A 22,700-nucleotide genomic window follows, 5' to 3' on the forward strand; every position below is an offset into this window, starting at 1 on the left:
CATTTTTCTGGATTCCAGGTATGTTGTTCGACCCGCCGCTATTTAGTAGAGGCAGTGCTTCGTAGATTTTCATATCTGAAGTCTGTTTCTTTTCAACTCAGCGTTGCTGAGTCTTTTCTTACTGCCTAGTCTAAACTCCAGTTATTCACTCTCAGGTCACGGCCACACGATAACGCTTTCTGAACTGCAAGAGATGCGATCGCTTCGATGGTGGCGATCGCACACTCTTGTTTCAAAGTTTGTCCCGGCTTTTCTGCCTTGACATCAATACCTCTATCAAAGCCGCACGATCAGAGTTAAACGACTCTAAAAGTTGTACTAAAGCTTCTTCTACAATCACTTCTTTATAAGGAGCATGAGCTTTTCCTAGCTCTAACTGGAGTGTAAGGTGCAGTTTGTCTAGCTGATGCAGCACCTCTTCACTGATTTGAAATGTAGATTTACGCAATGAAACTTTTTCTACGTTGACTTGTTGACTTGTTAAAAAGTTAGCTTTCTCGCTTGTTGAATTACTGTTTGGTTGAATGATTGGTGTGCTATCTGGCTGACTTGTTGAAGCGTCAAATGTATATTCACTCTTGGATTGCTGCCTTGTTGACTTGTCAGCTTCTTGACCAGTTGACACTTCATCTTGATGACTTGTTGACTTGTCAGATTTTCGACTTGTTAGTAATTTATCTGGTTGACTGGTTAACTTGTCAGCTTCTTGACCAGTTGACACTTCATCTTGCTGACTTGTTGGCTTGTCAGCTTCTTGACTCGTTAGTAGTTTATCTGGTTGATTGGTTAACTTGTCAGCTTCTTGACTAGTTGACACTTCATCTTGCTGACTTGTTGACTTGCTAATTTGCTCAAACCTAGCTAAAACTTTATCGGTCGAGGACAACGGATCATTATCATCATTTAATCTGGCGCGTCGTTTTGTCATCTGTCTTTTCACCTTAATTAAATTGCAGCAATTAAATTAGCGATTAACTGGTAAGGCTGCACTAATTTGGGGTCTTTAGCATAGATGTGAATGGGTTCGCCTGCCAGATTTGACTCAGAGAACTTGATTGACTTCGGAACGGCTTCAAATATCTGAATGTTTTGTAGTCTCTTATTTAAGGAGGCTAAGACATCTTGAGTCATGACCGTATTTTCAGCCATTGTTGGCAATACTCCCAGTATTTGTAATTGGGGATTAAGACGTTTTTGAACACTTGCAACTGTTTCCAACAGTGCAGCCAGCCCTTTTAAAGCGAAAAATTGACACTGCACTGGGATAAGAACTGCATCCGCAGCTGCCAAGGCATTAACCGTTAACAGTCCCAAAGAAGGTGGACAGTCAATTAAGATGTGATGGAATTGCTTGAGTACGGGAGCTAGTCGCTCTTTAAGGATGTAAAAGTTACCTACTTTCATGAGTATCTCTGTTTCTCCCTTAGCTAAGTTGATGTCAGCAGGCAGTAAGCTGAGTCCAAATTTAGTAGAAACTACTCCATCGATGATTTCTGCTTTTTCTGTAATTACGTCGTAGCAGCTAATCTGGTCGTCAGCCACTTCCACCCCCAGCCCTGTAGTGAGATTGCCTTGAGGGTCAAGGTCAACAGCGAGGACAGTATCCTTAAGAGCCAGTAGTCCCCCTAAAGATATAGTGGAGGTAGTTTTAGCTACCCCTCCTTTTTGATTTGCTAGTGCAATAATCATTGAATTTTAGGCCAAACATTTTGCCTATGAGCTTACTGGCAAGTCATTAATATAGCAAGTTAGGTTTACAACCAGCTAAAAAGCTAAAAAGTTGGGTTGTCAACCAGCTAACTTGTTGGCAAGTTAGAAAGTTATACTCCTGCCCTGTATGCTAGATGTAGAAGAGTACATTATTGTTCAAGGCTTGTTAATAATTAAATATATGGTTATCAATTTCTCCTCCGTAACGTTACCTCAGTCTGAAAACTTGAAGTTACATATCCTACTGTCACGTAACAATGAAGGAAATGTAATAGCTTCTGTTCTAGAATTTCCCAACACTCAGGTTGAAGCACCTACTACTGAACAAGCTGTGCAAGAATTGAAAAAACTTTTGTCAACTCGTCTTGAGAAGATAGAAATTATTCCATTAGAAATTCAATTGTCTCAAAGCGAAGCAGAAAATCCTTGGATAAAATTTGCGGGTGCGTTTAAAGACGATGCAGATTTTGCTGAAATTGCTAATAATCTCAGAGCAGAACGTAACGCAGTAGATGAAGATTAAAAGGCTGAGGTTCGCTCCAGATTGAGAAATGCAAGATGAGTCTTTATATACTCGACACAGACCATGTTTCGCTTTTACTTCAAGGAAACCAAGCTGTTATATCTAAACTTGCTCAAGTTTATCCCAATTTGGCTATCACCATTATCACAGTTCAAGAAATTTTTAACGGGTGGGTAGTCAAAATTAATGACCGGACTGAATCTGCCAACTTAGTAAACCTTTACACTAAACTGTGGACTACTCAAGAGTATTTCAAAGGAGTGAGAATACTCAACTTTGATACTGCTGCCTACACTTGCTATCAAGGTTTACTCAAAGAAAACCAGCAACTCAATAAAAAAAGACTACAGAAAGATTTGCGAATAGCTGCGATCGCTCTAAGGGCAAATGCGGTGATGGTTACTCGTAACCAAAGGGATTTCTCTCAAATTCCTGATTTGGCCCCTACCTGCGGCTGTATGATAGTCGTTATTGGAAAACTGTATTATCTGTAAGCATTTATGCTTAATGAGGCGAACAGGGGGAGTTAGGTATAGTCTGCACCAATAGGATTCGCTAATATTGCGGCTATCTCAACTGACAACATCCTCGTGGTCACTTGTTGATTGAAGTTAATCAGGATAGCATATACCCCGATTAACAACAGGAAACTGAAAATGAGAATTTTTGTGACAGGTCGTCTTTGTTTGTTCGGAGAACATAGCGATTGGGCAGGAGAATATCGGCGGATTAATCCTCAAATTGAAAAGGGTTACACCTTAATTGTTGGTACTAATCAAGGAATTTATGCCTCGGTTAAACCTAATTCAACTGAGTTAATTATTCGCCCTTCTCTTAATGAAGGCAGATATTATGAACCGCTCAGATTACCTATGGAATCTAATACCTTGTTGTGCGTAGCTCAAAAGGGCGGTTTTTTTAGTTATGCTGCTGGTACAGCTTACCAATTTCTTACTCGTTATGGTGTTGGCGGACTTGAAGTTGATAATTATCTAACCGACTTACCCATCCAAAAGGGATTATCTTCAAGTGCTGCTTTTTGCGTTCTCATAGCGAGAGCATTTAATCGTCTGTACGACTTGAAGATGACAATTCGGGAAGAAATGGAGTTGGCATACCAGGGAGAAAGAACCACCCCTAGTCTTTGTGGTCGGATGGATCAGGCTTGTGCTTATGGAAATCGCCCAATCTTAATGATATTTGATGGGGAACAAATTAACATAAGGGAGCTTACAGTTAGCAAAGATTTGTTTTTTATAATTGTGKATCTCGATGGCAGCAAAGACACACAAGAAATTCTCAGACGATTGAATGAGTGTTATCCAATAGCTACTAATCCAATAGGGCAAAATGTGCAAAAATACTTGGGTTCTATTAGTGCGGAAATTACCCAGGCGGCAGCTGAAGCCATACAAGTTGGAGATGCCCAACTTCTTGGGGCTTTAATGACAAAAGCCCAAGCTGAATTTGATCGCTACGTAGTTCCGGCTTGTCCAGGAGAATTAACTGCAAAGAAACTGCATCTCCTTCTTAATCACGAGCCTCTGAGTCCCTATATCTTTGGAGGAAAAGGCGTTGGTTCTCAGGGTGATGGTACTGCACAACTGATTGTTAACTCTCAATCAAGTCAAACAAAAGTTATCGAAATTATTCAGCGCGATTTTCCGCAAATGCAACTCTTAGAGTTAACTATTTCAAGATTACCCGTATGATTAACTTAACTGAAATAAAAGCATTAAGCTTGACAGGTAATTTCTAAGTTAATGGATATTAATCAACAAAAAGAACAATTTAGCATCACCTATATTAGAGCCATTGCCGCCGTTGCTGGTTATTCTTTATATAGACCAGAAGTAGATAACGATAGCGTAGATTTAGGTATAGTTAGCAGAGGTGGCACAGGTAAAATCCTTTCCCCTAGACTAGAACTACAACTAAAATGTACAGCCAGAGATATTCTTGAGGAAAACTATATTAAATATCTGCTCTCTCTCAAAAATTATAATGATTTAAAAATCAATGCCCTTGTCCCTCGGATATTAGTAGTTGTTTTAGTTCATGAAAAAATAACAGATTGGATAAAACAAACTGAAGACGAACTTTGTATTAGACATTGTGCTTACTGGGTATCCTTGTGTGGGATGCCAGATACAGAAAATACAACCAATGTTACTATTGAAGTACCTCGTAGTAATCAGTTGACACCTGATGCACTCCAAGCCATTATTGAACGCATTAGTTTTGGAGGATTGCCATGAAAGTTACTATTAAAGACAGTCAAATCCTCAAAACCATTAACCCTGATGTTATCCAAGCACACTTGCAAGCAACAGGCTGGCACGAGACAGGACGTATTTATAATGATGCAGGGGCAATTTGGCGACTAAAAAAAGATGCCGCTCCTGAATATGAAATTTTGCTACCTCTCCAACATAATTTAGGAGATTATGCCGAAAGAATCAGCGATATATTAAAAACATTATCAACAGTAGAAAATCGGGATAAAGTTGATATATTAAGCGAATTTATTAATAATTATCCTAATTTCAATGTACAAGGTGTAGTTATGCAAATTGCTACTCCTTCCATTGATAAATTGAGTGGAGAGATTACTTTATTTGGGACAATTTTTGAGAAATTGCTCCAAATAAAAACTGAACTGGTTGACCATGATTATATCTTAGCTATTAAAGCTTATCAGGAACGTTTACCAATTCGCTGCACAGGTGATTTAGTCAAAGTTGACAATCATTTTATTCTGAGAAATCCTCAAAATTTCCAAATTGACAATATCTAAATTTTTAGGTATTTCCTAAATCAATTCTGATATCGAATCGCTCATCTGCTTTTGCAAACGCTGGCGGTTATCATCATATTTCAACACCGTCTGCACTTGAGCGTGTCTGCTGAATCACTGGGTAGCACGGTAATTGCCATTATTAAGATCCAAAACTGTAGTAATTGCACTGTGGCGGACACGATGGGGTGACATCTTCTTAGTAATTCCGGCTTGCAAGCACAGCCCATCCACCAGTCGCCTGATTGCTTCCCCAGTTAATCTTGCTCCATTTTTGTGATAGGCCAGCACTGTAAAAAGCGGGTCATCGCCACGTTTATTCTTACTCTCTTTAATCCAACTGGCCAGAGCGTCGGCGGTTTTGTCTGATAAGTCAAGCACTTCCTTCTGGCTACCCTTGCCTTTCCCTAGAATAGAGAGCGTTTTTTCTTTGGCGTTAAAGTCATGCACCTTAAGGGGTGACAAAGAGGCTATAAAGCAGACTGGATAAGAGCTATAGCACGTAAACCTTTATGAAAATAAGGTAGTTTACCAGGCTTTAAAAGCATGAATTCATGGGCTAAATCAGCGCAAAATTCCATTGCACCTACCCATAATTGACCATACAAGCCAACCCAAAAGGTGCTATATCGGCGGTGTAATCGCTTTAATTCGTTTCAGACGACCAACATATTTTTGTAGTCCCAAAGAGCGAGAATTACGCCCAACAAATATATAGGACTAGTATTTGATTTCTGAAAAAACTCCGTACATCTCAAGAGATGCAAAATCAAAGGTGGTGTTTCGGATAAACCACTCAAACATCCATTTTAAATGGCGGAATGTTGGAACTAAAGCACAAAAACGTCGAACCCAGGTTTTTGCTTGTAACCAAATATCTTCAATAGGATTTTGTGATGGGCAATTAGGAGCAAAACGAATGCAATGAATTTTCCATTGTACTGGGGGTAAACCTTGATTTATCTGGTCTAAAAAGTTTTGAACAAGAAGTGAACGATGATAAGAAGCACCATCCCAAAGAAGAAGCAATCTTTGGTCGGGAGATTGGTCTAATAAATAGCGTAAATAATCAATTGTATTGTTTTAGTTACCAGCATTATAAGCTTTAAGAAGTAACTTGCCGCCGAGATAATCAACCGCTCCGTAGTATGTCTGTTTATCTCGTTCGTTAACGATTCCAATTGCTATTTCTTGGTCAGTTCTGCCCCAAACATACCCAGTTAAGTCTCCCGATAACAGATGACACTCATCTATTAGTAATACTCTCAGTTTTCGGGCTTCTATTTCTTCTCTATTGCTTGCCAACAATGTTTCAATCTGTTTTTTTTTTTGCAGTAACAGCCTCCTTGTCAGCCTTTGGATTCAAGCCAGTAGTTTTTTTCCAGCTAATTCCTGCTGCTTCAAATAAATCGTAATAGCTTCGTTTTGATTCGTAGATGACATCATGTTCAAATGCCAATTTATACTCCAACTCCCCAAGTTTCCAAGTATCTTTTGTTTGCAACCAACTTAATACTTCTTCTCGTTCTTCATCGCTCAGGTAACTTTTCTCCCTTTATGATTTAAGCGCAATCCTAAAATTCCATGTTCAGTATAGGCTTGTTTCCAGCTTGTTATTGAACCAAGTGAGACATCCAAAATTGTTTGAATTTCTTCATACTTGTAGCCTTGATAAACCAGTTTCACTGCCAAAGCTTTTCTGACTTCACGAGCATCTGGGCGACTATCCATAAATTATTGTAGTTCTGCGAGCGCCATTTCTAGATGCTGGTTTCTCATTGTTCGTTATTAGACAGATATCTCTATCAGTATTATCTCGCGATTTTTTTCACAAATCAAATATGATTCCTATAGCACAAGTATAGGTAATAGCAATTAGTAAAATCAATCCTATTAAGCGTTGACCATCAGCATAAGTAGATTCGAGATTATAGCCCCCAGTCTTGCAATCACGGAACATCGCTTCAATACCACTTCGCAACTTAAATGCTTTAATTGCATCTTTGAGGCTATTAAGGTTAGTGAGTAAAAACCAGCCAGCAGGTTCCAGCTTGCCACGATATTTACGCTTGTAATATCCGGCTAAATTAAATTTAGCAAAACCTTTCTGTTTCGTAGCTTGAATCCCCATCAGAAAGAATGAGATGCTAGGATTTAATCCCAAAGATTGTAATCGTTGATATGATTCATTTTCTTGGCGAATATACGTGCCTTGTTTTTGACGCAGCACAAAGTCAATTCCCTTGCTGTGTAACCAATTTGCCAGTTTTATACTATGAAATTCTCTATCTCCCAATACTAGAATTTGATATCCTTTGAATAACCGGAGCAATGGGCGTATTAACTTTTTCTACTCACCCAAATTACTACATCCTCTTTTTGGTAACAATATCCAGTAAACTGGTATTGCTCTTTTCTGCTCAATTAAGCTGATTACAAATACATTTTGTGAGCGCCACTGTGTTCTATCAATGGCGAATATCAATTTTTTATCAGCGCGGATATGGCTGTTTTTTACCCATCGTTTGAGTACTGGAAACCAAAGGTATTGAATTGATAACTGCGGCAACAATAAAAATCTTTGGATACTCCGTCGCCTACTTTCAAATTTTATTGGTTGTGGAAATACAGATGAGAGCTTCTCAATCGTCACAGTTTTATGAAATTGCAACAGCATGATCAAGATTTCGAGCATCTTATACTGTGCGGGTATCAGTATATTTTGAAAGTAGTTTTGGTAGAATTTAGCGAAGATTATCATTTGATAGGTCTCGTTGAGAATACCTGACCTATCTTTTTCTACCCCAAAACGGTCACACTCTTCTATTTCCTCGGCTTTAGCCCCTTGGTCACCCCTTCAGATCAAATATGAATCTATCCCACTAATGTAAGATTGTGGGAATCTACTTTTGATTTGAGTTGGGTGTGTCAGTTGATGGCTGGACGTTTTGAGGGATTGAGCGACCTAGAATGGAAGTTATTTGAGGATATATTTCCTAAGCAGGCATCTAAGCGTGGTAAAGGAATGCCTCATGCGCCATATCGCTATGTATTAAATAGTCTGTTGTACATTTTGATTACTGGGTGTCGATGGTGTGACTTGCCACGTGGGGAGACATGGGCATCAAAAAGCTCATCTCACCGATGGTTAAAACGATGGCGCTCAGATGGAACATTTGAACATTTACAGGGACGACGTATATTAGCGATGCCTGCGGCGGGCTACGCCTACGCTAATGATCAGGGGCTGATAAACTGGAACTTTGGCGCGGTTGACGGGTCTTTTTCCCCCTGGAAAAGGAGGAGGTGAAGACGTCGCTTATGGTGGCAAAGGTAAAGGTATTCTTATTCACACACTGACTGAAGGCGGTGGAATGCCCTTGGCTAATTGTACTACCCCAGCCAACGGTAACGAAAGAGAACAAGTAATACTTCTCCTTGATAAAGTCAAACTCAAAACATTAAAATGCGGCAGACCACATAAACGAATCAAGGTGTTGGCTGCTGATAAAGGGTACGACTCGAAACAGAAACGTGCTGACTTACGTAAACGAGGTATTCGTCCTCAAATCCCAAAGCGAGTCTGGAAAACCAAGAAAAACAAAGGAAGACCCATCAAAATCTCTGTTCCTAGATTTCAGCAGGAACGGTGTTTTGCTTGGTATCAACGCAAATACCGCCGTCTCGTTGTCAGATGGGAACGTCAAAAGGTTTACTTTGATGCATTCATTGACCTTGCTACTATCCACATCTGGATTAACAAAATATTATTAGTGGGATAGGTTCATGTAAGCTTCGTAGCTACATACGTCAAAGGGATAATCTGATTAAAAGTGCTTGCGTCCATGTACAGAGGATGCAAAAAGCGTTAACACAGATGAATATACAATTACATCGAGTCATCAGCGATATTACAGGTACTACTGGCCTGAGCATTATTAGAGAAATTGTATCTGGGGAACGAAACCCAGTAAAATTGGCAAGTTTGAAGGATGGGCGTATTAAAGCCAGCTTGGAAGAAATAGCTGCTTCTTTAACAGGAGACTATCGTTCGGAATTAGTTTTTATCCTGGAACAAGAATTACAACTTTACGAGTTTTATCAAACTCAAATCGAAAAGTGTGAGACCCAAATTGAGCAATGTTTGGCTTCATTTACTGATAAAGTTGATGTTGAAAAAAAGCCTTTAGCTAAACCCAAGCGTCGGGGGAAAAAGCAACCAGGTAATGCACCACAGTTTGATTTACGTACACATTTATATCGCATCAGTGGTGTAGATTTTACTGCTGTTGATGGTTTGGGTGCTTTAACTGTACTGGTACTGCTTTCTGAAGTTGGTTTAGATCCAAAACGCTTCAAGAGTGTTAAGCACTTTACCTCTTGGTTAGGTCTATGTCCTGGTAGTCGTGTGACTGGCGGTAAAGTTAAAAGTTCCAAAACTCGCCCTGTTGCCAGTCGCGCTGCGACCGCTTTTCGTATGGCAGCACAAACTCTATCTCGTAGTCATTCTGCATGAGAAGGCAGGAGCTAGTCCATCCTTAAAACAATTTTACCACGGGCGTGGCCAGCCTCGGATAGGGCAAGCGCCGTTTTAATTTCTGCGAGCGGTAAAATTTTCTCTATATGCGGCTTGACTTTGCCAGCCTCAACTAGATTTTTAATTGCCGTCAGATTGTGCGAACTCGGTATGGTGAAGGATCGTTCCACGTTTACGCCGTAACGTTCGGCTTCGCCGTCGGGGAATGCAACCACGGTAACCATGAAACCACCTTTTTTCAGCGTTTTGAACACACGCTGAAAAGTTTCGCCTCCTACCGTATCAAATACCACATCTATATCACGAGCAACTTGCTCAAATTGCTGACTGGTATAGTCAATGAAATCGTCAGCGCCCAAGGCGCGAACAAATTCCTCATTGCGTGCCGAGGACATAGCCGTAACATGGGCGCCTTTGGCTTTTGCAAACTGCACTGCTAACGAGCCAACGCCGCCTGAGCTGTTGGTGATAAGGAGACGCTGCCCGGCAACGAGTTTAGCTTTATCAAAGATTGCCTGCCAGGCAGTCGAGCCAGCAAGCGGCAGCGACGCTGCTTCGATGTGGCTCAGGTTAGCCGGTATATGCACCATATTCGCTGCCTTGGCGACGGCATACTCGGCAAAAGCGCCAGTATGAACCATCCCGAAAACTACTTGGCCCGGATCAAAGCCGTCAACGCCGACACCGACTTTCTCGATCATGCCGACAAGTTCGCCGCCGAGATGGATGGGTAAATTCATACCTAAGCGTTGTCCGGCTCCGCTCCGTATCTTCCAGTCGATTGGGTTCACTCCAGCTGCATGTACTTTCACCAGCAATTCATCGGCTTTTGGTTCAGGCACATTAATTTCGACTAGTTGTACAACTTCGTTAGAGCCATATTCTTCTATTATTGCTGCTTTCATTTTCGTGTTCATGATGTTCCCATTTAATTATTTGATTGAGTTATCTTAGCAGTGTATTTGTACGATGAGATGCCAAATTGCATCGCGCAAACGCCATTCATATGAAATCACTTTTTACTATTCACCGCACCACTAAACATCGCGACGAAAGCTTGCCGCTGCATGCGCATCAAGAAGGCCAGCTTACCTTTGCTGCGTCAGGCATGGTGCAGATACATACCAATGACGGCATGTGGTTGGTGCCGCCGCGTCTTGCAGCCTGGATTCCATCAGGTTCACGTCATCGCATTGAGACTATAACCGATGCCGAGCTTTGGATCATACATTGGCAACCAGCTGCCATTCTAAATTGGGGTGCTCGAAATCTGCTTGACCGCGCTTTTGTGCTTCAGATCACTCCATTGCTGCATTGCTTGCTCACCGAGGCCGTCTCTATAAATTCTGAATCTGAGAAAGCACAACTGATAGTTCGTCTCATTCTCCATGAACTCACCGCAATGCCGGATGCGCCAACCTTTCTGCCCATGCCTGTCAGCCTTATCGGGCGGCGTGTGGCGGATATCATCATCGCCGATCAACGAAATCTTTTAAACTTGGACGAGATTGCATCACGCGCAGCATCATCTGCCCGAACTGTAAGCCGCTTGTTTCCGATGGAAACTGGACTAACCCTCAAAGCTTGGCGACAACGTGCGCGGATTGTGCGGGCGATGGAACAGCTTGGCCGGGGCGATACGCCGGCGACGGTAGCTCAGAAAAACGGCTTTGCAAACACTGCGGCGTTCTCCTGTGCTTTCCGACAAGTCACTGCCATGACTCCGACTGCGTTTCTAGGACACTCTAGTGATCCACTACTTTGAGTCGTAACCTTGCACTTCCTGTAAATATATCTTCGGAACTCTGGCGCTCAATGGGCTTATTTTTGGCCTCGGTTGGAATGACGGCGAATCTCCTCCCGCCCGCTTTTCTCCTCCTGATTGGTTAGTAGGTACGCTGTGGGTTAGTTTGGATTGGCATGATGGGCTATCCGCAAAGCAGAGGCGCAAGTGCTGGCGGCGGCGGGAGAGCTTGAGATTGCCAAGGCAGACCGTGATGGCCTTCCTGCGCGGCAATCCCAATATCAGCGTTCGGCTTGAATTTATCCAGGTGGAGCCGTTCGTGCGCCCTAAAAAATCCCTCACCGACGAGAGCATCGAGCGCGTGGATAAGCGATGCGGGCAAAACCAGCTGAACCGATGTGGCGCAGGCCAAAGCCCTGCTTGCCACTACCAGCGCCTCCCTTGAACCCCTGATCCCTCTTTTGTCACTCTCGGCAGAGAATAATCTCAAACCCTTGTTTTTACGTTTTTTTTACAACAAGGTAATTTCAATGAAAAAATGGGGATGCGATCGCTCAATTCTTGATTATGTCTGAGTCTCAAGACCAGGTAATATTTTTCTCTCCCCAGAGTGACAAAAGAGGGATGACACGCTCGCTGAAAGAAGAGCTATACCGCCCAGACGTGCTGAGGAGTGCCGTGTCGGGAGCATCCTCGGACGCTATCAAGGACACGGTGCCAACCGATATTCCTCTTTTAGACGAAGTATTGGCCAGTCCTGCTTCCGTAATCGCCAACTGGCCCGACATTCAAGCGGCAGAACGTAAGCTTGTGTACCGCGCCGCCCTGAAGATGTGGCATTCGCGCAGTATTTCCCCAAACTTTCCCTATCGGGCTTGCTTGGCTTTGAAAGCGGCAAAACCGGAACGCTGTTTCAATCCGCCAGCCGTGCCTGGACAGCCAGCGCTGGGTTAAGCCTGCCGATTTTCAACTTCGGGCGTATTCGCGCGGACATTGACGAAGCCGACGCGAACGCGCAAGAAGCCTTGGCAACGTATGAGAAAACGGTCAGTAGATCACAAACTTTTCCCCCAAGAGCGATCGCTGGCAAATTTTGCTTATTTATCTACAGTGATCGCCTCCACAAACCTACCTGATTGGGGATAAGCCGCAGAAATTGCGTTCTAAACAATATTTCCACACTTGGAGGTTGTACCTGATTTTACAAGACATTGAACATCTTAGAGAACTGGCACTTAGTCAAGGAATTGACATTCGCTCTTTCCAGGTGCAAGATCTGAGATGGCCAGTTTTGGTTTTTTCCTGCTTAATATCAGACCATCCCAATACATGATTTAAGACTTGCAGTAAGTCTGAGATGAAATTGGGCAAGCTCTTGCCTTGTTGTCCTGAGTTTTGACAGTAGTGATGGTAGGAGCCAAACAGTGTGCTGATTTCGGGGCGGTAGCTCGTGCCTTGCCACTCGTTTTTGTTTGAGCCGACTTTGACCACACCTGCGGGATCTCGGACGATATGCCGTTCCACCTAAGCCGCGATGGAGTCGGTCATCAATACATGGTACTAAACAAAATGAAACGCGGTATCACACGCTACTAATTTTTGATGTTGGCAAAAGTTTTCAGTCTACTGAATTTCCAGGTGCAAGATCTAAGAAGATGTCATCACTGCAAAGTTACCTCAGTGCGTACAACTCCTGCACGCTGATGACGGGCTAACAGTTTAGCAATACTACCTTGAGGTGCACGTACAATCCATTCCACCTTCGCTCTATCCTTGGTAGGCTCTGCATACCACATTATAGGAGATGAAGGTTTATAGGCGCGTCCTTCTAATTGACCCAATTCTTCACGCGGCTTACCCATCTCTAAAGTTGCACCAACAGGCACTTCAATTTCACAGATACAGCCTCGCACCAGCTTTTTCTCTAAGGCTTTTTCCGTAACGTAGGTGGGTAGCCAGCCTGTATTGTGTATCACTAGACGCACCCGATAAGTATCATCACCCAAGCTATGGACACTTGCTTCATAAATCTCTAAGTAAGGAGAAATTAACATATGCCAAACTAACCATTCAGGAAAGCGGGCAATTTCCTTCTCCAGCAACTCTGGTGGTGGATTTGTCCAAGCATACATAGTATCCCAACCGCCCAGTTCCACTTTACCAAGTTGAGGATGGTCGAATGGATACCAGTCGACATATCCTTTTCCTCCTAATTTTTCATCACTCCAGTGTAGTAGTTTCAAATCATCCTCTAAGGGGTGTTCCCGCAGCCATTCGATATACCTATACCCGGTAATTCCTGCTTGGTGCTGAGGACTCCAAATTTCTACCGTCCAGCCAAATACACCAAGGTGTTCATAAACCCAATCATGAAAGCTACCGCCAGTTACCTGTTTGGGGTGATAGCGGAACTCATGAAATACCGAAATAGCAGGGTATTCTGTGAGTTCAGTACCTTTTGTACCGATGCGTTGGTAAATACGTAAATCGTTGATGGGTAATTCTTCATCGCTCTGATAAGCGTAGGGGCGTAATAAAACACCACTGAATGTATGGAAGGCAATAGCACCTGTAATATTGGGATGAGTGCTAAAAAATTGTACAAGCGATCGCACTTCCGATTCAGATGTAGGATAAGGGCCAGATCCAGTCTGCTCATGCTCCTGCCGCCACATATTGGGAAAATTACGGTTTAAGTCTAGTCCCGCCTTCGGAGGTTGTAGATGAATTTGGACTCCATCGTAATTATCGATACGTCCTTCTGGTAGCACGCGATAATACTGACCACCTGTTTCTGTTGGTTCACGAGGTATTAATAGACGTGGTTCGGTGGGGCAAATTTTCCAATTTCCGTTAAGATCAGGAATTCGCATCATCAAGATGCGGCGATCGCTATCTATGTCTTCAATGACTAAACCATCCTCGCTTTCCCGATCATAGGGATAGGGGCGAGTACTAGAGCGAACAAATTTTGGCCGCTCAGCTAATGCTAACTCAACTCCATCAGGATTGACGCGAGGGCAAATGTAAAAGGTACGGGTATCTAAACAAAGGGTAATATCTGGGTGAGTCCCGTAGCTTGTGACTAATATTTGTAGGAGGTATAGGCAGGCACTTGATGCTGCGACTTCTGCGGCGTGAATGTTGCCATCCACCCACAGAGCAGGCTTTTCATGAACCGAACCGATAGTAAAATTTGTTATTGTAAGTAACCAAATGTCACGTTCTTCATAGCTCTTGCCGATACTTTCTATGCTCATCAGTTGGGGAAATTCCTCGGCATAAGCATGAAGGATATGTGTTAATGCTTCGTAACGATAGTATTTATCAAACCGAACGTCTGGCATATCAAAAACGCTGTCGAAAAACGTATCTTACTATAATTCAACCTCTTCAAAGTGCTCAAAAGTATGAATAGTATTAAAAGGCACTTTAGCGATCGCATTCTCTCAGGACTTGTATAGAAACTGGTACAGACGAGCGTATATACAAACTCATTCAGGCAAGTAAGAACCACACGATGGCCTACGCTCAACATAGCTCATTCTTTTGCTCTTGAAAGAGTGATTTATAAACTGGCTTGCCCAAAAACTGCTGCACCAGATGCCCGATGTTAGCTATCAATTTTGATATCAAAGCAGGGAATTACAGACCTAGCATGAATAATTGACACTCTATCACTTCCGCAATCAGGATTTAGCTGTTCGCCGATTGTAAATATTTATGCTGCCCCCTTGCGGATGTATGATAGTCGTTATTGGAAAGGCGGATTATCAATAACGTTAAGGTGAGCAATTATGCCTAATGAGTCGCGGGGAGAGGGGGAGCTCTTGGGCAGGGGAGCAGGGGGGAAAGAGTGAAGAAGGTAAGAGATAGCAAATGGAAAAAAATGCGATTACAAATCATCAAGACTTGAAAGTGTATCAAATGGCTTTTGATGCAGCGATGAAGATATTTGAGGTATCTAAAAAGTTTCCAGTAGAGGAACGTTATTCTCTCACAGACCAAATTCGTCGTTCCTCTCGCTCTGTATGTGCGAATTTGGCTGGATCTTGGAGGAAACGCCGATATTTAGCAGCATTTGTCGCGCTCATTAAATGATTGTGAAGCAGAAGCTGCTGAAACCCAGACGTAGATTGAATTTGCCGTCAAGTGTAATTACTTGGATATTGATACAGGTCGAGAAATTTACAGTAACTATAATAAGATTCTAGGTAGTTTAGTAAACATGATTAACAATCCTAACCCTTGGCTGATAAAGAAAACAGTCGGACATCCGGGCAGAAAAACAGACTCTTAGTGTCTTTCATCTCCCCTGCTCCCCTGCCCCCCTGCCCCCCTGCCCAAGAGCTTATTCTTTAAGAACGCGAGTCAGCACTTATGTCAAATCCACATTCTGGAGAAATTGTCAAGTCTGCGTTGGAGGCGTGTTTAGATGCCCCGATCGCTCGGTATTTTGACGCAGAGCTTGACATTGACCCAGATGTGTTGGCGCAGCTGTTGGCAGACAAGCGCAACCCCAATACTCGACGTGCTTACGAGAAAGATTTGAGAGATTTTTTTGTGAAGATGACTTTGATGCCCCCGACTGGGGATAGCGTGTTGGAGTTTTTGCACTTGCAGCGAGAGCAGGCGGTGATGGTGGTGTTGAAGTACAAAGCGAAATTGATTGCATCTGGGCTACGGGAGGCGACCATCAATCGGCGGCTGGCGGCGATTAAGTCGTTGGCCAAGATGGGGCGGAAGTTGGGAGTATGCAACTATTCCCTAGAAGATGTGTCGGGAGAGAAGGTTAAGGCGTATCGGGATACGCGGGGTGTTGATAGCAAAGCGATAGCACTCGTGATTCAGCAATTTGATAGAGAAACATTGATTGGTAAACGCAACTATGCGATTTTTCTGGTGCTGTGGGGTTTAGCGTTGCGTCGCCAGGAGATATGTCATCTTAATGTGGGGGATTTTGATTTTTATGGTCGCAAGTTGAGGGTTTTGGGGAAGGGTAAGGGAACGAATGAAGAATATTTGGATATGTCTAAGGATGTGGCGGCTGCTCTTGCTGATTGGTTAATTGCTAGGGGGGATTTGAATGGCAATTTACCGATATTTACAGCGTTAGATTTTCAGAATTCAGGGCATAGATTGACTACGGATGCCATCTATAAAATAGTGGCTACTGCTTTTAAAGCGGTGGGGGTGAAGAAACCTATGTCACCGCATAGGGTCAGGCATTCAGCGATTACGGCAGCGCTCGATGCAACTGATGGGAATATCAGAAAGGTGCAGAAGTTAAGTCGTCATGCTGACCCGCGAACGTTGATGATTTATGACGACAACCGGAATAAAGACCTGTGGGAAATGTCGGAATTGCTAACTCTTATGTTGAAGAAAGATGATTGATGGTAATTAATAAAAATAAAACAGTAGTTAAAAACCCGTAATATTTGTAGTATTAGATTCAATCTGTATTAAGTAATTGTTTTCTCTCTATTTCCATCATTTTTTCAATTTCATTAAAAGGTAATAGCAGTGTTGATTGAATATATTGTCTAGTGTCAAGACTGACATAGCATTGGGTATTAAGACAATCTAATAACAATTTATTAGCATAGCAATAGGCTCTTAATAGTCCCCATTCTTCTGCATTATTTAATGGCCAATCGTAATCTATATTACGATACTTTTGATTTAACTCCTTGAGCCGATTAGCCCAAGCACCGCTATCATTTTTATACCAGTGGTAATATTCGTCCCAATAATCGTAAACTCCTTGGGGTAGCTCTTCATCTAACTTGTCTAATTCATCAAAGAATTCTTGATTATCAATCAAATTTCTAGCTGTATACAAAGCTTCATTTAAGGTAGAAAAATTAGTATCATCTATTGGATGCTTTTCTCTCATTTCATCATCGGATTCTGAATATTCATAATCATCTGCTTGCCAGAGAATGATAGATGTAAAATTCTCATTTTCAATATCTCTATTAGCGATGCGATACAGCAACGATGCCTGAGCGCGAGCATGAGCTAGGTTAATGTCTAAAGCTAGATTTGAATTAACAAGTTCAACAGGAGCATGAAAATTGCCCATGCCAAAGCCTAAACCACTTCCTGTATAAAAGCTTAACTCTATATTGGAGTCTAGCGACTCTAATAAATGGCTCATTTCTAGGAATTCCCAATGTTCTAAAAACGGATAACTTGTATGATCCAATATGCAAATACCCGCAGCTAAACAAAGATAAAATGCTCTAATTGCAGCTGGGTGGTGAGAGCTAGATACTTGAAGAGATTTTTGGTTAGCCCAAGCGAATAATTCCTGAAGATGTCTATTATGTGATACTGCTCTATCAATCTGAATCTTCATAGACAGTAAAAGAACGTCAGCACTTTTTAACATCTCTGAGGTTAATAAGAAAACCTCATGCCATTGTTTGTAAAAAACATACTTGCTCAAATTAAGTAGAGACGGGTCATTAAATATTTCAGGATTGGCTTTAGCTACAATTTCTTTAGCTGTAAAATATTCATGAAATGTCAAATGAGAAAAGGAATAAATTTCTCTGGCTCTTTCTACTAATAATCCGTGTTGAGCCTCAATAGATTTTAATACAGCTTCACTATCTAGCAGTAAAGCTTCTAGAGCATGGGGAGATTCGGGGAAATTTATAATATAAGAAGCGATATACTTCTGCACATCCTGTTGCTTCCAGAAATACTCTCCTTTTTCAAAGGTTATCAAAGCAAGATAGCTGAGTAAATTTTCTTTAAGCGGTACTGAAAGCTGCTTATAGACATCATCTCTTTTAATAGCACGTTTAGCATCCCATCTTCTTAAAAGTGTATGAGTTGCTCTTTGATATAGTTCAGTACGACTCCTGGGTAAGTCACCAGCATCCTCAAATTCAATACATAACAAAGTCAGTAATATAGGACTAGATGCCAGTTCATAAATTGATGGATTTTCTTGTAATTGTTCTATAAATACTTTATCAAGATTAGAGTTTTTAGCAGTAAACCACTTGGTGGCAAATGACTGAATCTGTTCCTGGTCAAAATCAGCTAATTCTACCTCGGTAAATTGCTCAAATGTATATTCTTTGGCGGCTATTCTGCAAGTCAATACAAACCGATTCATAGAAAATCGTTGAGAAAAATCACGAATCTCTCTTATCACATGATTATCTGCCTGCTGTTGGACTTCATCTAAGCCATCCAGTAGCAATAATATTCGTCCAGATTCAAACAGGGATATCACTGAATTATTGTCAACCCGATCATCAGCTAATTGTTGACAGATGTAATCTAATAATTTAAGTTTGACATCGGTATCTGCAAACTCTTTAAGAGATAAAAATATTGGGAGATAATTACTGAATATTCGCTCTGATATACATTGAATTGCTAAATGCTTTAAAAACGTTGTTTTACCAGAGCCTGGTTTTCCTAAAACCAAGAGTTTCTCATATTTTTTGACGGCTTCTAATCCAGGGACTCGTTTTTCAACAACTTGAGGTAATCCCAATCTATCAAAATTATTTCGTTCAAATTTTTGTGTGAGTTCATCAATACTCTTTCGCTGTCTTCCGGTGATTTTATCTAAAATATTTACAGTAGTGTAAATGTGGTTAATCTCAATGGGGTAAGTCATATCTAGTACCTTCATTGTCCCACATCTTTGAATAATACTGTTGTGAGATTTTTGACGAATGTCTGCAACTAGCTTATCAATTAATTCTTGATTTTGAAATTCAGATAGGTCAATAACCTCTTGAGTAGCTATCTCAAGAAGTCCACAAATTTTAGCAAAATTTTCTTTTTCAACAGGTTTTCGAGCAAAAAAATTATGAATAGTACCTGAAGATAGCTCAAGTTCACCTGCTAAAAATTCTTTAGTCCAAGCTTTTGATTCTAAAGCTTTTTGAGCAATTTTATAGCCTTCAGTTGATAATTGAGATGACCGTTTAGACATAATGATTACTTTGTTTGATGAACTATTTGACTATAACTTGTCTTTTTAGTAACTTTTTTTAAGATATCTATGACTTGTCTCTAAGTTCTCTCTAAGATAATTACTCTCTTTAAGGCAGTAGATACCTTTATGCGATCGCCTGCTAGTCACAGTGGTCGGGTAGCCATCAAGAGGTAGTGAGAGTTACTTGGGAGTGTGCCGCATTCTCCAAAGGCAATGAAAAAAGTCATTATCGATAAACAGATATTGGGCTAGCATATTCAAGCAATCGTTCCCATCCCCAAACCCATGCAGTTTTTACTAGGATCTCTTTACCGTTGCTGAATTTGATAAATTCTCTACCTTCATGGAGAAATACATCAACAACCAATTGATTACGCACATCGCGTCCCCACATTTTTTCTGAGGCATTCCACCACCGTTGTCCAGGCGAAGAGAACATCTCCCTTTCTAAATATTCATCACGCCATGCTTTAGGCTTCCAATTATCGTGTAGGGCACGAATTAATAAGGCATTGGGGAAAATCTCTTTCTCATGTTCACTCAACCACAGCGCATATTCGATTGCACTTCGCAACGCATCCTCTAAATCATACGAACAACCTTCAAGTGCATCTTGAACTTCGGCATCTGCAAAATTAACACCGATAGATAAGAGCGCTGGTTCGTATTTCTTAAACACCTCGTACTCAACCGATTCCTTTTCCCAAAACCACATAGTACACCCCTAACTATGTTGAACTCCATTTATAGTAGATTAATCTTATCCAAGAACTGGTAATTAAATCTCTACGCATTTTGAGAATAATTGGAAATGCCAAGAAAATCACAGCAACGTTATCCAGAAAACTGGTCAGATATCGCTTTATTAGTGAAACAATCTGTGGACTGGCGATGTTCTAAATGTCAGTTGCAATGCATTCGCCCCGGTGATGATACGTCCGAACTTTCCCGTTCTCTTAAAACAGCGCTAACATTAACAGTGCATCATAAAAATTTCTTGCCAGAGGATAATCGTCGAGAAAACTTATATGCCTTATGCACAGCTTGCCACCTCAGTTTTCATACCCGACGCAGGGGAAATGTATCGCCAGGACAATTGTCTTTATTTTGAGCCAGCTAGGGATTGAACTAAGGTACTTCCCTAAAATAAAGATCATACTTACTGGCTGTGCCTTGTATGTTCCACAGCAAAGGAGAAGAGAACAGGGTGGGGTATTATTATTATTCGCAATTGACGACATTGGATTGAGTCATGTCGTAAATTACGACATTTGATTGATTCATGTTGTCAATTACGACATTTGATTTATTCATGTCGTCTCTGGCTTTCAAACCAATATCTCGACGAATACTTTGTAATAACTCTAGACCCGTGCGTTGAGAATTGGGGTTAGCTGACCAAATCGCGTTGACTGTAATCTCAGTACCTTGCAAGAATGCGTTTACTGCCCCCACGAAGTAATCACCATCTTCGTAGTCTAGGCGGACTAGGTAAACAAAATTTTGGCCAGGGTAGAAGGTATTTTTTAACTCACTGGCTTTTTGATAGTCGAGGTGTTCTTCAGTCAAGTAGGTAATTTTTGGTTTATTGGGCTGACTGAATCCCCCTGATTTAGCCCAATTGGGATCTAACTTTTTGCGCCTTTTGGCTTCTCCCATTATCGACTCCTTTGTGCTACCGAGTGCAGAATCAAGGTTAAATCCATCTTATTGTCCTGGAAAACAGCGATCGCTCTCCTCGATGCGCCTGTTATGCTACCACCAACCACTTATCCCCCCGCATAAGGCGATAACCTCTTAAGGGAATTTTACATATCTTTTAGCTATACAATCCTCAGCTACGTCGTAAGCTACAGGTATAACAACCTCGCCATTTTCTTTGTTTACCAAAGCCCAATCGTATATAAATCCGTTGCGTTTGACTTCTTTTTCAAGCTTGAGATTATTATTCACTTTAAGAGCAATTAGCAATGCGTGTGGAGTAACAATCATTTGTGTTTGATATTCTGGAGGTGGTTCATTAACCTCCCTTGTCATAAAACTTTCTCCACAGCTATCGCATACGTATTCACCTGTCCTCTGTCCGAGAATTATTTCCTTAGACAGGCTGGGATGTGAACATCTTGCTTGTTCTTCTAAAGACCCACGTACAAATCGTATTCCCATACTTTATCTTGGCAAAAGGCTTACAACCTTAACTTGTTACTAATGGATATAGTGGAGAGAGACAATAAATGATTATTGTTTGAATTGCCAAATTTTAATGATTGAATCTTTATCTGCACTAGCAATAGTTTGACCATTAGGACTGAATATTAAAGAACGAATTTCGCTTTTATGCCCTTCTAAAATACAGACTTCTTTCATTGTTTGAGTACAAAAAATTTTTATTTTGGAATCTGTACCACCAGCAGCTAAAAGTTTACCATCATGCCTAAAAGCTAGAGAACGAATTCCACTCAATTTACCAAATGCTAAATCTTTTCCAGAACTTACCAATGTCTGACTATCAGGACTAACAGCAATCGAGTAAAGTGGACTTTTATGATTCATTGAATGAGTTTCCTTCCCAGTTTCTAAATTCCACAACTTTATTAGTGCATCTTTACCTGCACTAATAAGTTGCTGACTGTCAGGACTGAAAACTAAAGAGCGAACACAACCAAGATGTCCTTTAAGAGTATAAATATTTTCTTTTGTTTTTAAATTCCACAATTTAATTGAATAGTCTTGAAAATTAAAAGGGCTTTCACCTAAACTACTACTTGCTAGAAAACGTTTATCAGGGCTGATTGCTAAGGCTGACATATCACGATGACCAAACATACTACCCAGTTCACCAATTTTGTTCTGAGTCTTCAAGTTCCAAAGTTCGATGAAAGTACCACCAATAGCCAATATTTCACCATCGATACTGAGGGCAAGTCTACTAAAACGTCCTAACTTCCAGTTTCCTATAGAACCACGATCTTCAATCAGGTCAGAACTAATTTCTTGTTTTGTCATTAAATTCCAAAGACGGATGCTACCGCCTACTATTTCTCCCGTATTAATATTCCATATCTTGATGGGATCGTTCCAATCTTCGCTACTACTGATAAGAGTTTGGCTGTCAGGACTAAAAACAAGTGAATTAACTGCTGCACTAAAAGCTGCACTAAAAAGTTTATTTGAACGCACTGTAAAGGTATGCTTACAAACCCAAACTTCTTTTGAATTATTTAAAATAATCTGAATTGTATTGTCCTGAATTACTATATTATTATCACCTTGAACAACTTTGTTTTCATTTCCTTGAACGACTCGGTTTTGATTACCCTGAACTACATTTTCAGGTGTAGAACTATCAGCCTGTTGCGTTGAATTTGCATCAGGCTGTTGCGAATCAGAGTTTTCTGGTAGCTGCTGACTCATAAT

Annotated in this window: 25 protein-coding genes and 3 pseudogenes; 14 read left to right on the forward strand and 14 right to left on the reverse strand. The window is 41.2% G+C overall.

Translation table 11 applies throughout. The features are described 5' to 3' along the window. Nucleotides 1-232: 232 nt before the first annotated feature. Together FCR06_RS27135 and FCR06_RS27140 are read right to left on the reverse strand one after the other, a co-directional pair. Nucleotides 233-928 carry a hypothetical protein gene (locus tag FCR06_RS27135; RefSeq protein ID WP_223280314.1) on the reverse strand — a complete coding sequence of 232 codons (696 nt, stop codon included), beginning with the start codon at nucleotides 926-928 and terminating at the stop codon, nucleotides 233-235. Nucleotides 929-945: 17 nt separating this feature from the next. Next, nucleotides 946-1,689: a ParA family protein gene (locus FCR06_RS27140; protein WP_138505319.1), complete on the reverse strand. Its 744-nt coding sequence runs from the start codon at nucleotides 1,687-1,689 to the stop codon at nucleotides 946-948. 202 nt (nucleotides 1,690-1,891) lie between these two features. Here FCR06_RS27140 and FCR06_RS27145 point away from each other — a divergent pair, with 202 nt between their 5' ends. From FCR06_RS27145 to FCR06_RS27165, 5 genes are all read left to right on the forward strand, one after another. Continuing rightward, nucleotides 1,892-2,233 (forward strand): hypothetical protein, encoded by a 342-nt coding sequence (locus FCR06_RS27145; protein ID WP_138505321.1) that lies wholly within the window; start codon nucleotides 1,892-1,894, stop codon nucleotides 2,231-2,233. Between the two features lie 35 nt (nucleotides 2,234-2,268). Next, entirely contained in the window at nucleotides 2,269-2,727 is a 459-nt protein-coding gene (locus FCR06_RS27150; RefSeq protein ID WP_138505322.1) for a type II toxin-antitoxin system VapC family toxin, read from the forward strand. A gap of 162 nt (nucleotides 2,728-2,889) precedes the next feature. Then, on the forward strand, nucleotides 2,890-3,945 hold the full coding sequence (locus FCR06_RS27155; protein ID WP_138505324.1) for a mevalonate kinase: 1,056 nt from the start codon (nucleotides 2,890-2,892) through the stop codon (nucleotides 3,943-3,945). Nucleotides 3,946-3,996: 51 nt separating this feature from the next. Further along, entirely contained in the window at nucleotides 3,997-4,491 is a 495-nt protein-coding gene (locus FCR06_RS27160) for a DUF4365 domain-containing protein (protein ID WP_138505326.1), read from the forward strand. Further along, a complete protein-coding gene (locus FCR06_RS27165) occupies nucleotides 4,488-5,030 on the forward strand; it encodes a hypothetical protein (protein ID WP_138505328.1) in 543 nt (180 codons plus the stop codon). Before FCR06_RS27160 ends, FCR06_RS27165 begins: the two co-directional genes overlap by 4 nt. Nucleotides 5,031-5,144: 114 nt before the next feature. Here the strand turns inward: FCR06_RS27165 and FCR06_RS27170 are convergent, their stop codons facing one another. The 4 genes and pseudogenes from FCR06_RS27170 to FCR06_RS33915 all read right to left on the reverse strand — a co-directional run bounded on the left by FCR06_RS27170 (nucleotide 5,145) and on the right by FCR06_RS33915 (nucleotide 7,725). Further along, nucleotides 5,145-5,480, reverse strand: coding sequence for a tyrosine-type recombinase/integrase (locus FCR06_RS27170; RefSeq protein WP_223280315.1), 336 nt, complete (start codon nucleotides 5,478-5,480; stop codon nucleotides 5,145-5,147). A 270-nt stretch (nucleotides 5,481-5,750) separates the two neighbouring features. Beyond that, nucleotides 5,751-6,761 (reverse strand): annotated as a pseudogene (locus FCR06_RS27180) (IS630 family transposase). Between the two features lie 97 nt (nucleotides 6,762-6,858). Then, nucleotides 6,859-7,362, reverse strand: a complete 504-nt coding sequence (locus FCR06_RS33910; RefSeq protein ID WP_223280316.1) for a transposase — start codon at nucleotides 7,360-7,362, stop codon at nucleotides 6,859-6,861. Nucleotides 7,363-7,380: 18 nt separating this feature from the next. Next, entirely contained in the window at nucleotides 7,381-7,725 is a 345-nt protein-coding gene (locus FCR06_RS33915) for a hypothetical protein (RefSeq protein WP_223280317.1), read from the reverse strand. Nucleotides 7,726-7,965: 240 nt separating this feature from the next. Here FCR06_RS33915 and FCR06_RS27190 point away from each other — a divergent pair, with 240 nt between their 5' ends. From FCR06_RS27190 to FCR06_RS27200, 3 genes are all read left to right on the forward strand, one after another. Beyond that, nucleotides 7,966-8,340, forward strand: coding sequence for a transposase (locus FCR06_RS27190; protein WP_138505395.1), 375 nt, complete (start codon nucleotides 7,966-7,968; stop codon nucleotides 8,338-8,340). After that, a complete protein-coding gene (locus FCR06_RS27195) occupies nucleotides 8,303-8,812 on the forward strand; it encodes a transposase (protein WP_223280318.1) in 510 nt (169 codons plus the stop codon). Before FCR06_RS27190 ends, FCR06_RS27195 begins: the two co-directional genes overlap by 38 nt. Before the next feature lie 95 nt (nucleotides 8,813-8,907). Continuing rightward, on the forward strand, nucleotides 8,908-9,546 hold the full coding sequence (locus FCR06_RS27200) for a transposase (RefSeq protein ID WP_223280319.1): 639 nt from the start codon (nucleotides 8,908-8,910) through the stop codon (nucleotides 9,544-9,546). A gap of 11 nt (nucleotides 9,547-9,557) precedes the next feature. On the opposite strand, the gene FCR06_RS27205 is transcribed toward FCR06_RS27200, so the two are convergent. Beyond that, complete coding sequence (locus FCR06_RS27205; protein ID WP_138505332.1) at nucleotides 9,558-10,472, reverse strand: NADP-dependent oxidoreductase; 915 nt, start codon at nucleotides 10,470-10,472, stop codon at nucleotides 9,558-9,560. Nucleotides 10,473-10,573: 101 nt separating this feature from the next. Here FCR06_RS27205 and FCR06_RS27210 point away from each other — a divergent pair, with 101 nt between their 5' ends. From FCR06_RS27210 to FCR06_RS33920, 3 genes and pseudogenes are all read left to right on the forward strand, one after another. After that, on the forward strand, nucleotides 10,574-11,332 hold the full coding sequence (locus tag FCR06_RS27210; protein WP_138505396.1) for an AraC family transcriptional regulator: 759 nt from the start codon (nucleotides 10,574-10,576) through the stop codon (nucleotides 11,330-11,332). A 232-nt stretch (nucleotides 11,333-11,564) separates the two neighbouring features. Continuing rightward, entirely contained in the window at nucleotides 11,565-11,756 is a 192-nt protein-coding gene (locus FCR06_RS27215; RefSeq protein WP_138505334.1) for a hypothetical protein, read from the forward strand. Nucleotides 11,757-12,144: 388 nt separating this feature from the next. Continuing rightward, a pseudogene (locus FCR06_RS33920) lies at nucleotides 12,145-12,300 on the forward strand (TolC family protein); the annotation flags it as partial. Between the two features lie 250 nt (nucleotides 12,301-12,550). On the opposite strand, the gene FCR06_RS27225 reads toward FCR06_RS33920, so the two are convergent. After that, nucleotides 12,551-12,835, reverse strand: a complete 285-nt coding sequence (locus tag FCR06_RS27225) for a hypothetical protein (RefSeq protein WP_138505338.1) — start codon at nucleotides 12,833-12,835, stop codon at nucleotides 12,551-12,553. A 137-nt stretch (nucleotides 12,836-12,972) separates the two neighbouring features. Beyond that, nucleotides 12,973-14,658 (reverse strand): M14 family metallopeptidase, encoded by a 1,686-nt coding sequence (locus FCR06_RS27230; RefSeq protein ID WP_138505340.1) that lies wholly within the window; start codon nucleotides 14,656-14,658, stop codon nucleotides 12,973-12,975. A 532-nt stretch (nucleotides 14,659-15,190) separates the two neighbouring features. Between FCR06_RS27230 and FCR06_RS27235 the strand changes: the two are divergent. Beyond that, a pseudogene (locus FCR06_RS27235) lies at nucleotides 15,191-15,611 on the forward strand (four helix bundle protein). Nucleotides 15,612-15,691: 80 nt separating this feature from the next. Beyond that, nucleotides 15,692-16,708, forward strand: coding sequence for a tyrosine-type recombinase/integrase (locus tag FCR06_RS27240; RefSeq protein ID WP_138505342.1), 1,017 nt, complete (start codon nucleotides 15,692-15,694; stop codon nucleotides 16,706-16,708). Nucleotides 16,709-16,766: 58 nt separating this feature from the next. On the opposite strand, the gene FCR06_RS33925 is transcribed toward FCR06_RS27240, so the two are convergent. After that, nucleotides 16,767-19,280 carry an NACHT domain-containing protein gene (locus FCR06_RS33925; protein WP_223280320.1) on the reverse strand — a complete coding sequence of 838 codons (2,514 nt, stop codon included), beginning with the start codon at nucleotides 19,278-19,280 and terminating at the stop codon, nucleotides 16,767-16,769. A gap of 229 nt (nucleotides 19,281-19,509) precedes the next feature. After that, nucleotides 19,510-19,998, reverse strand: a complete 489-nt coding sequence (locus FCR06_RS27250; RefSeq protein ID WP_138505344.1) for a hypothetical protein — start codon at nucleotides 19,996-19,998, stop codon at nucleotides 19,510-19,512. A 96-nt stretch (nucleotides 19,999-20,094) separates the two neighbouring features. Between FCR06_RS27250 and FCR06_RS27255 the strand changes: the two genes are divergently transcribed. After that, entirely contained in the window at nucleotides 20,095-20,394 is a 300-nt protein-coding gene (locus FCR06_RS27255) for an HNH endonuclease (RefSeq protein ID WP_138505346.1), read from the forward strand. A gap of 110 nt (nucleotides 20,395-20,504) precedes the next feature. Here the strand turns inward: FCR06_RS27255 and FCR06_RS27260 are convergent, their stop codons facing one another. From FCR06_RS27260 to FCR06_RS27270, 3 genes are all read right to left on the reverse strand, one after another. After that, the gene (locus FCR06_RS27260; protein ID WP_138505348.1) at nucleotides 20,505-20,942 is read right to left on the reverse strand and encodes a hypothetical protein; all 438 of its coding nucleotides are present in this window, start codon (nucleotides 20,940-20,942) and stop codon (nucleotides 20,505-20,507) included. Between the two features lie 138 nt (nucleotides 20,943-21,080). Then, on the reverse strand, nucleotides 21,081-21,320 hold the full coding sequence (locus tag FCR06_RS27265) for a hypothetical protein (protein ID WP_138505350.1): 240 nt from the start codon (nucleotides 21,318-21,320) through the stop codon (nucleotides 21,081-21,083). Nucleotides 21,321-21,521: 201 nt separating this feature from the next. Continuing rightward, nucleotides 21,522-22,697 (reverse strand): WD40 repeat domain-containing protein, encoded by a 1,176-nt coding sequence (locus tag FCR06_RS27270; RefSeq protein ID WP_138505352.1) that lies wholly within the window; start codon nucleotides 22,695-22,697, stop codon nucleotides 21,522-21,524. Nucleotides 22,698-22,700: the final 3 nt, after the last annotated feature.

This window comes from Nostoc sp. PA-18-2419 (assembly GCF_005869855.1).
In the GTDB taxonomy this organism is placed as follows: Bacteria; Cyanobacteriota; Cyanobacteriia; order Cyanobacteriales; family Nostocaceae; genus Nostoc.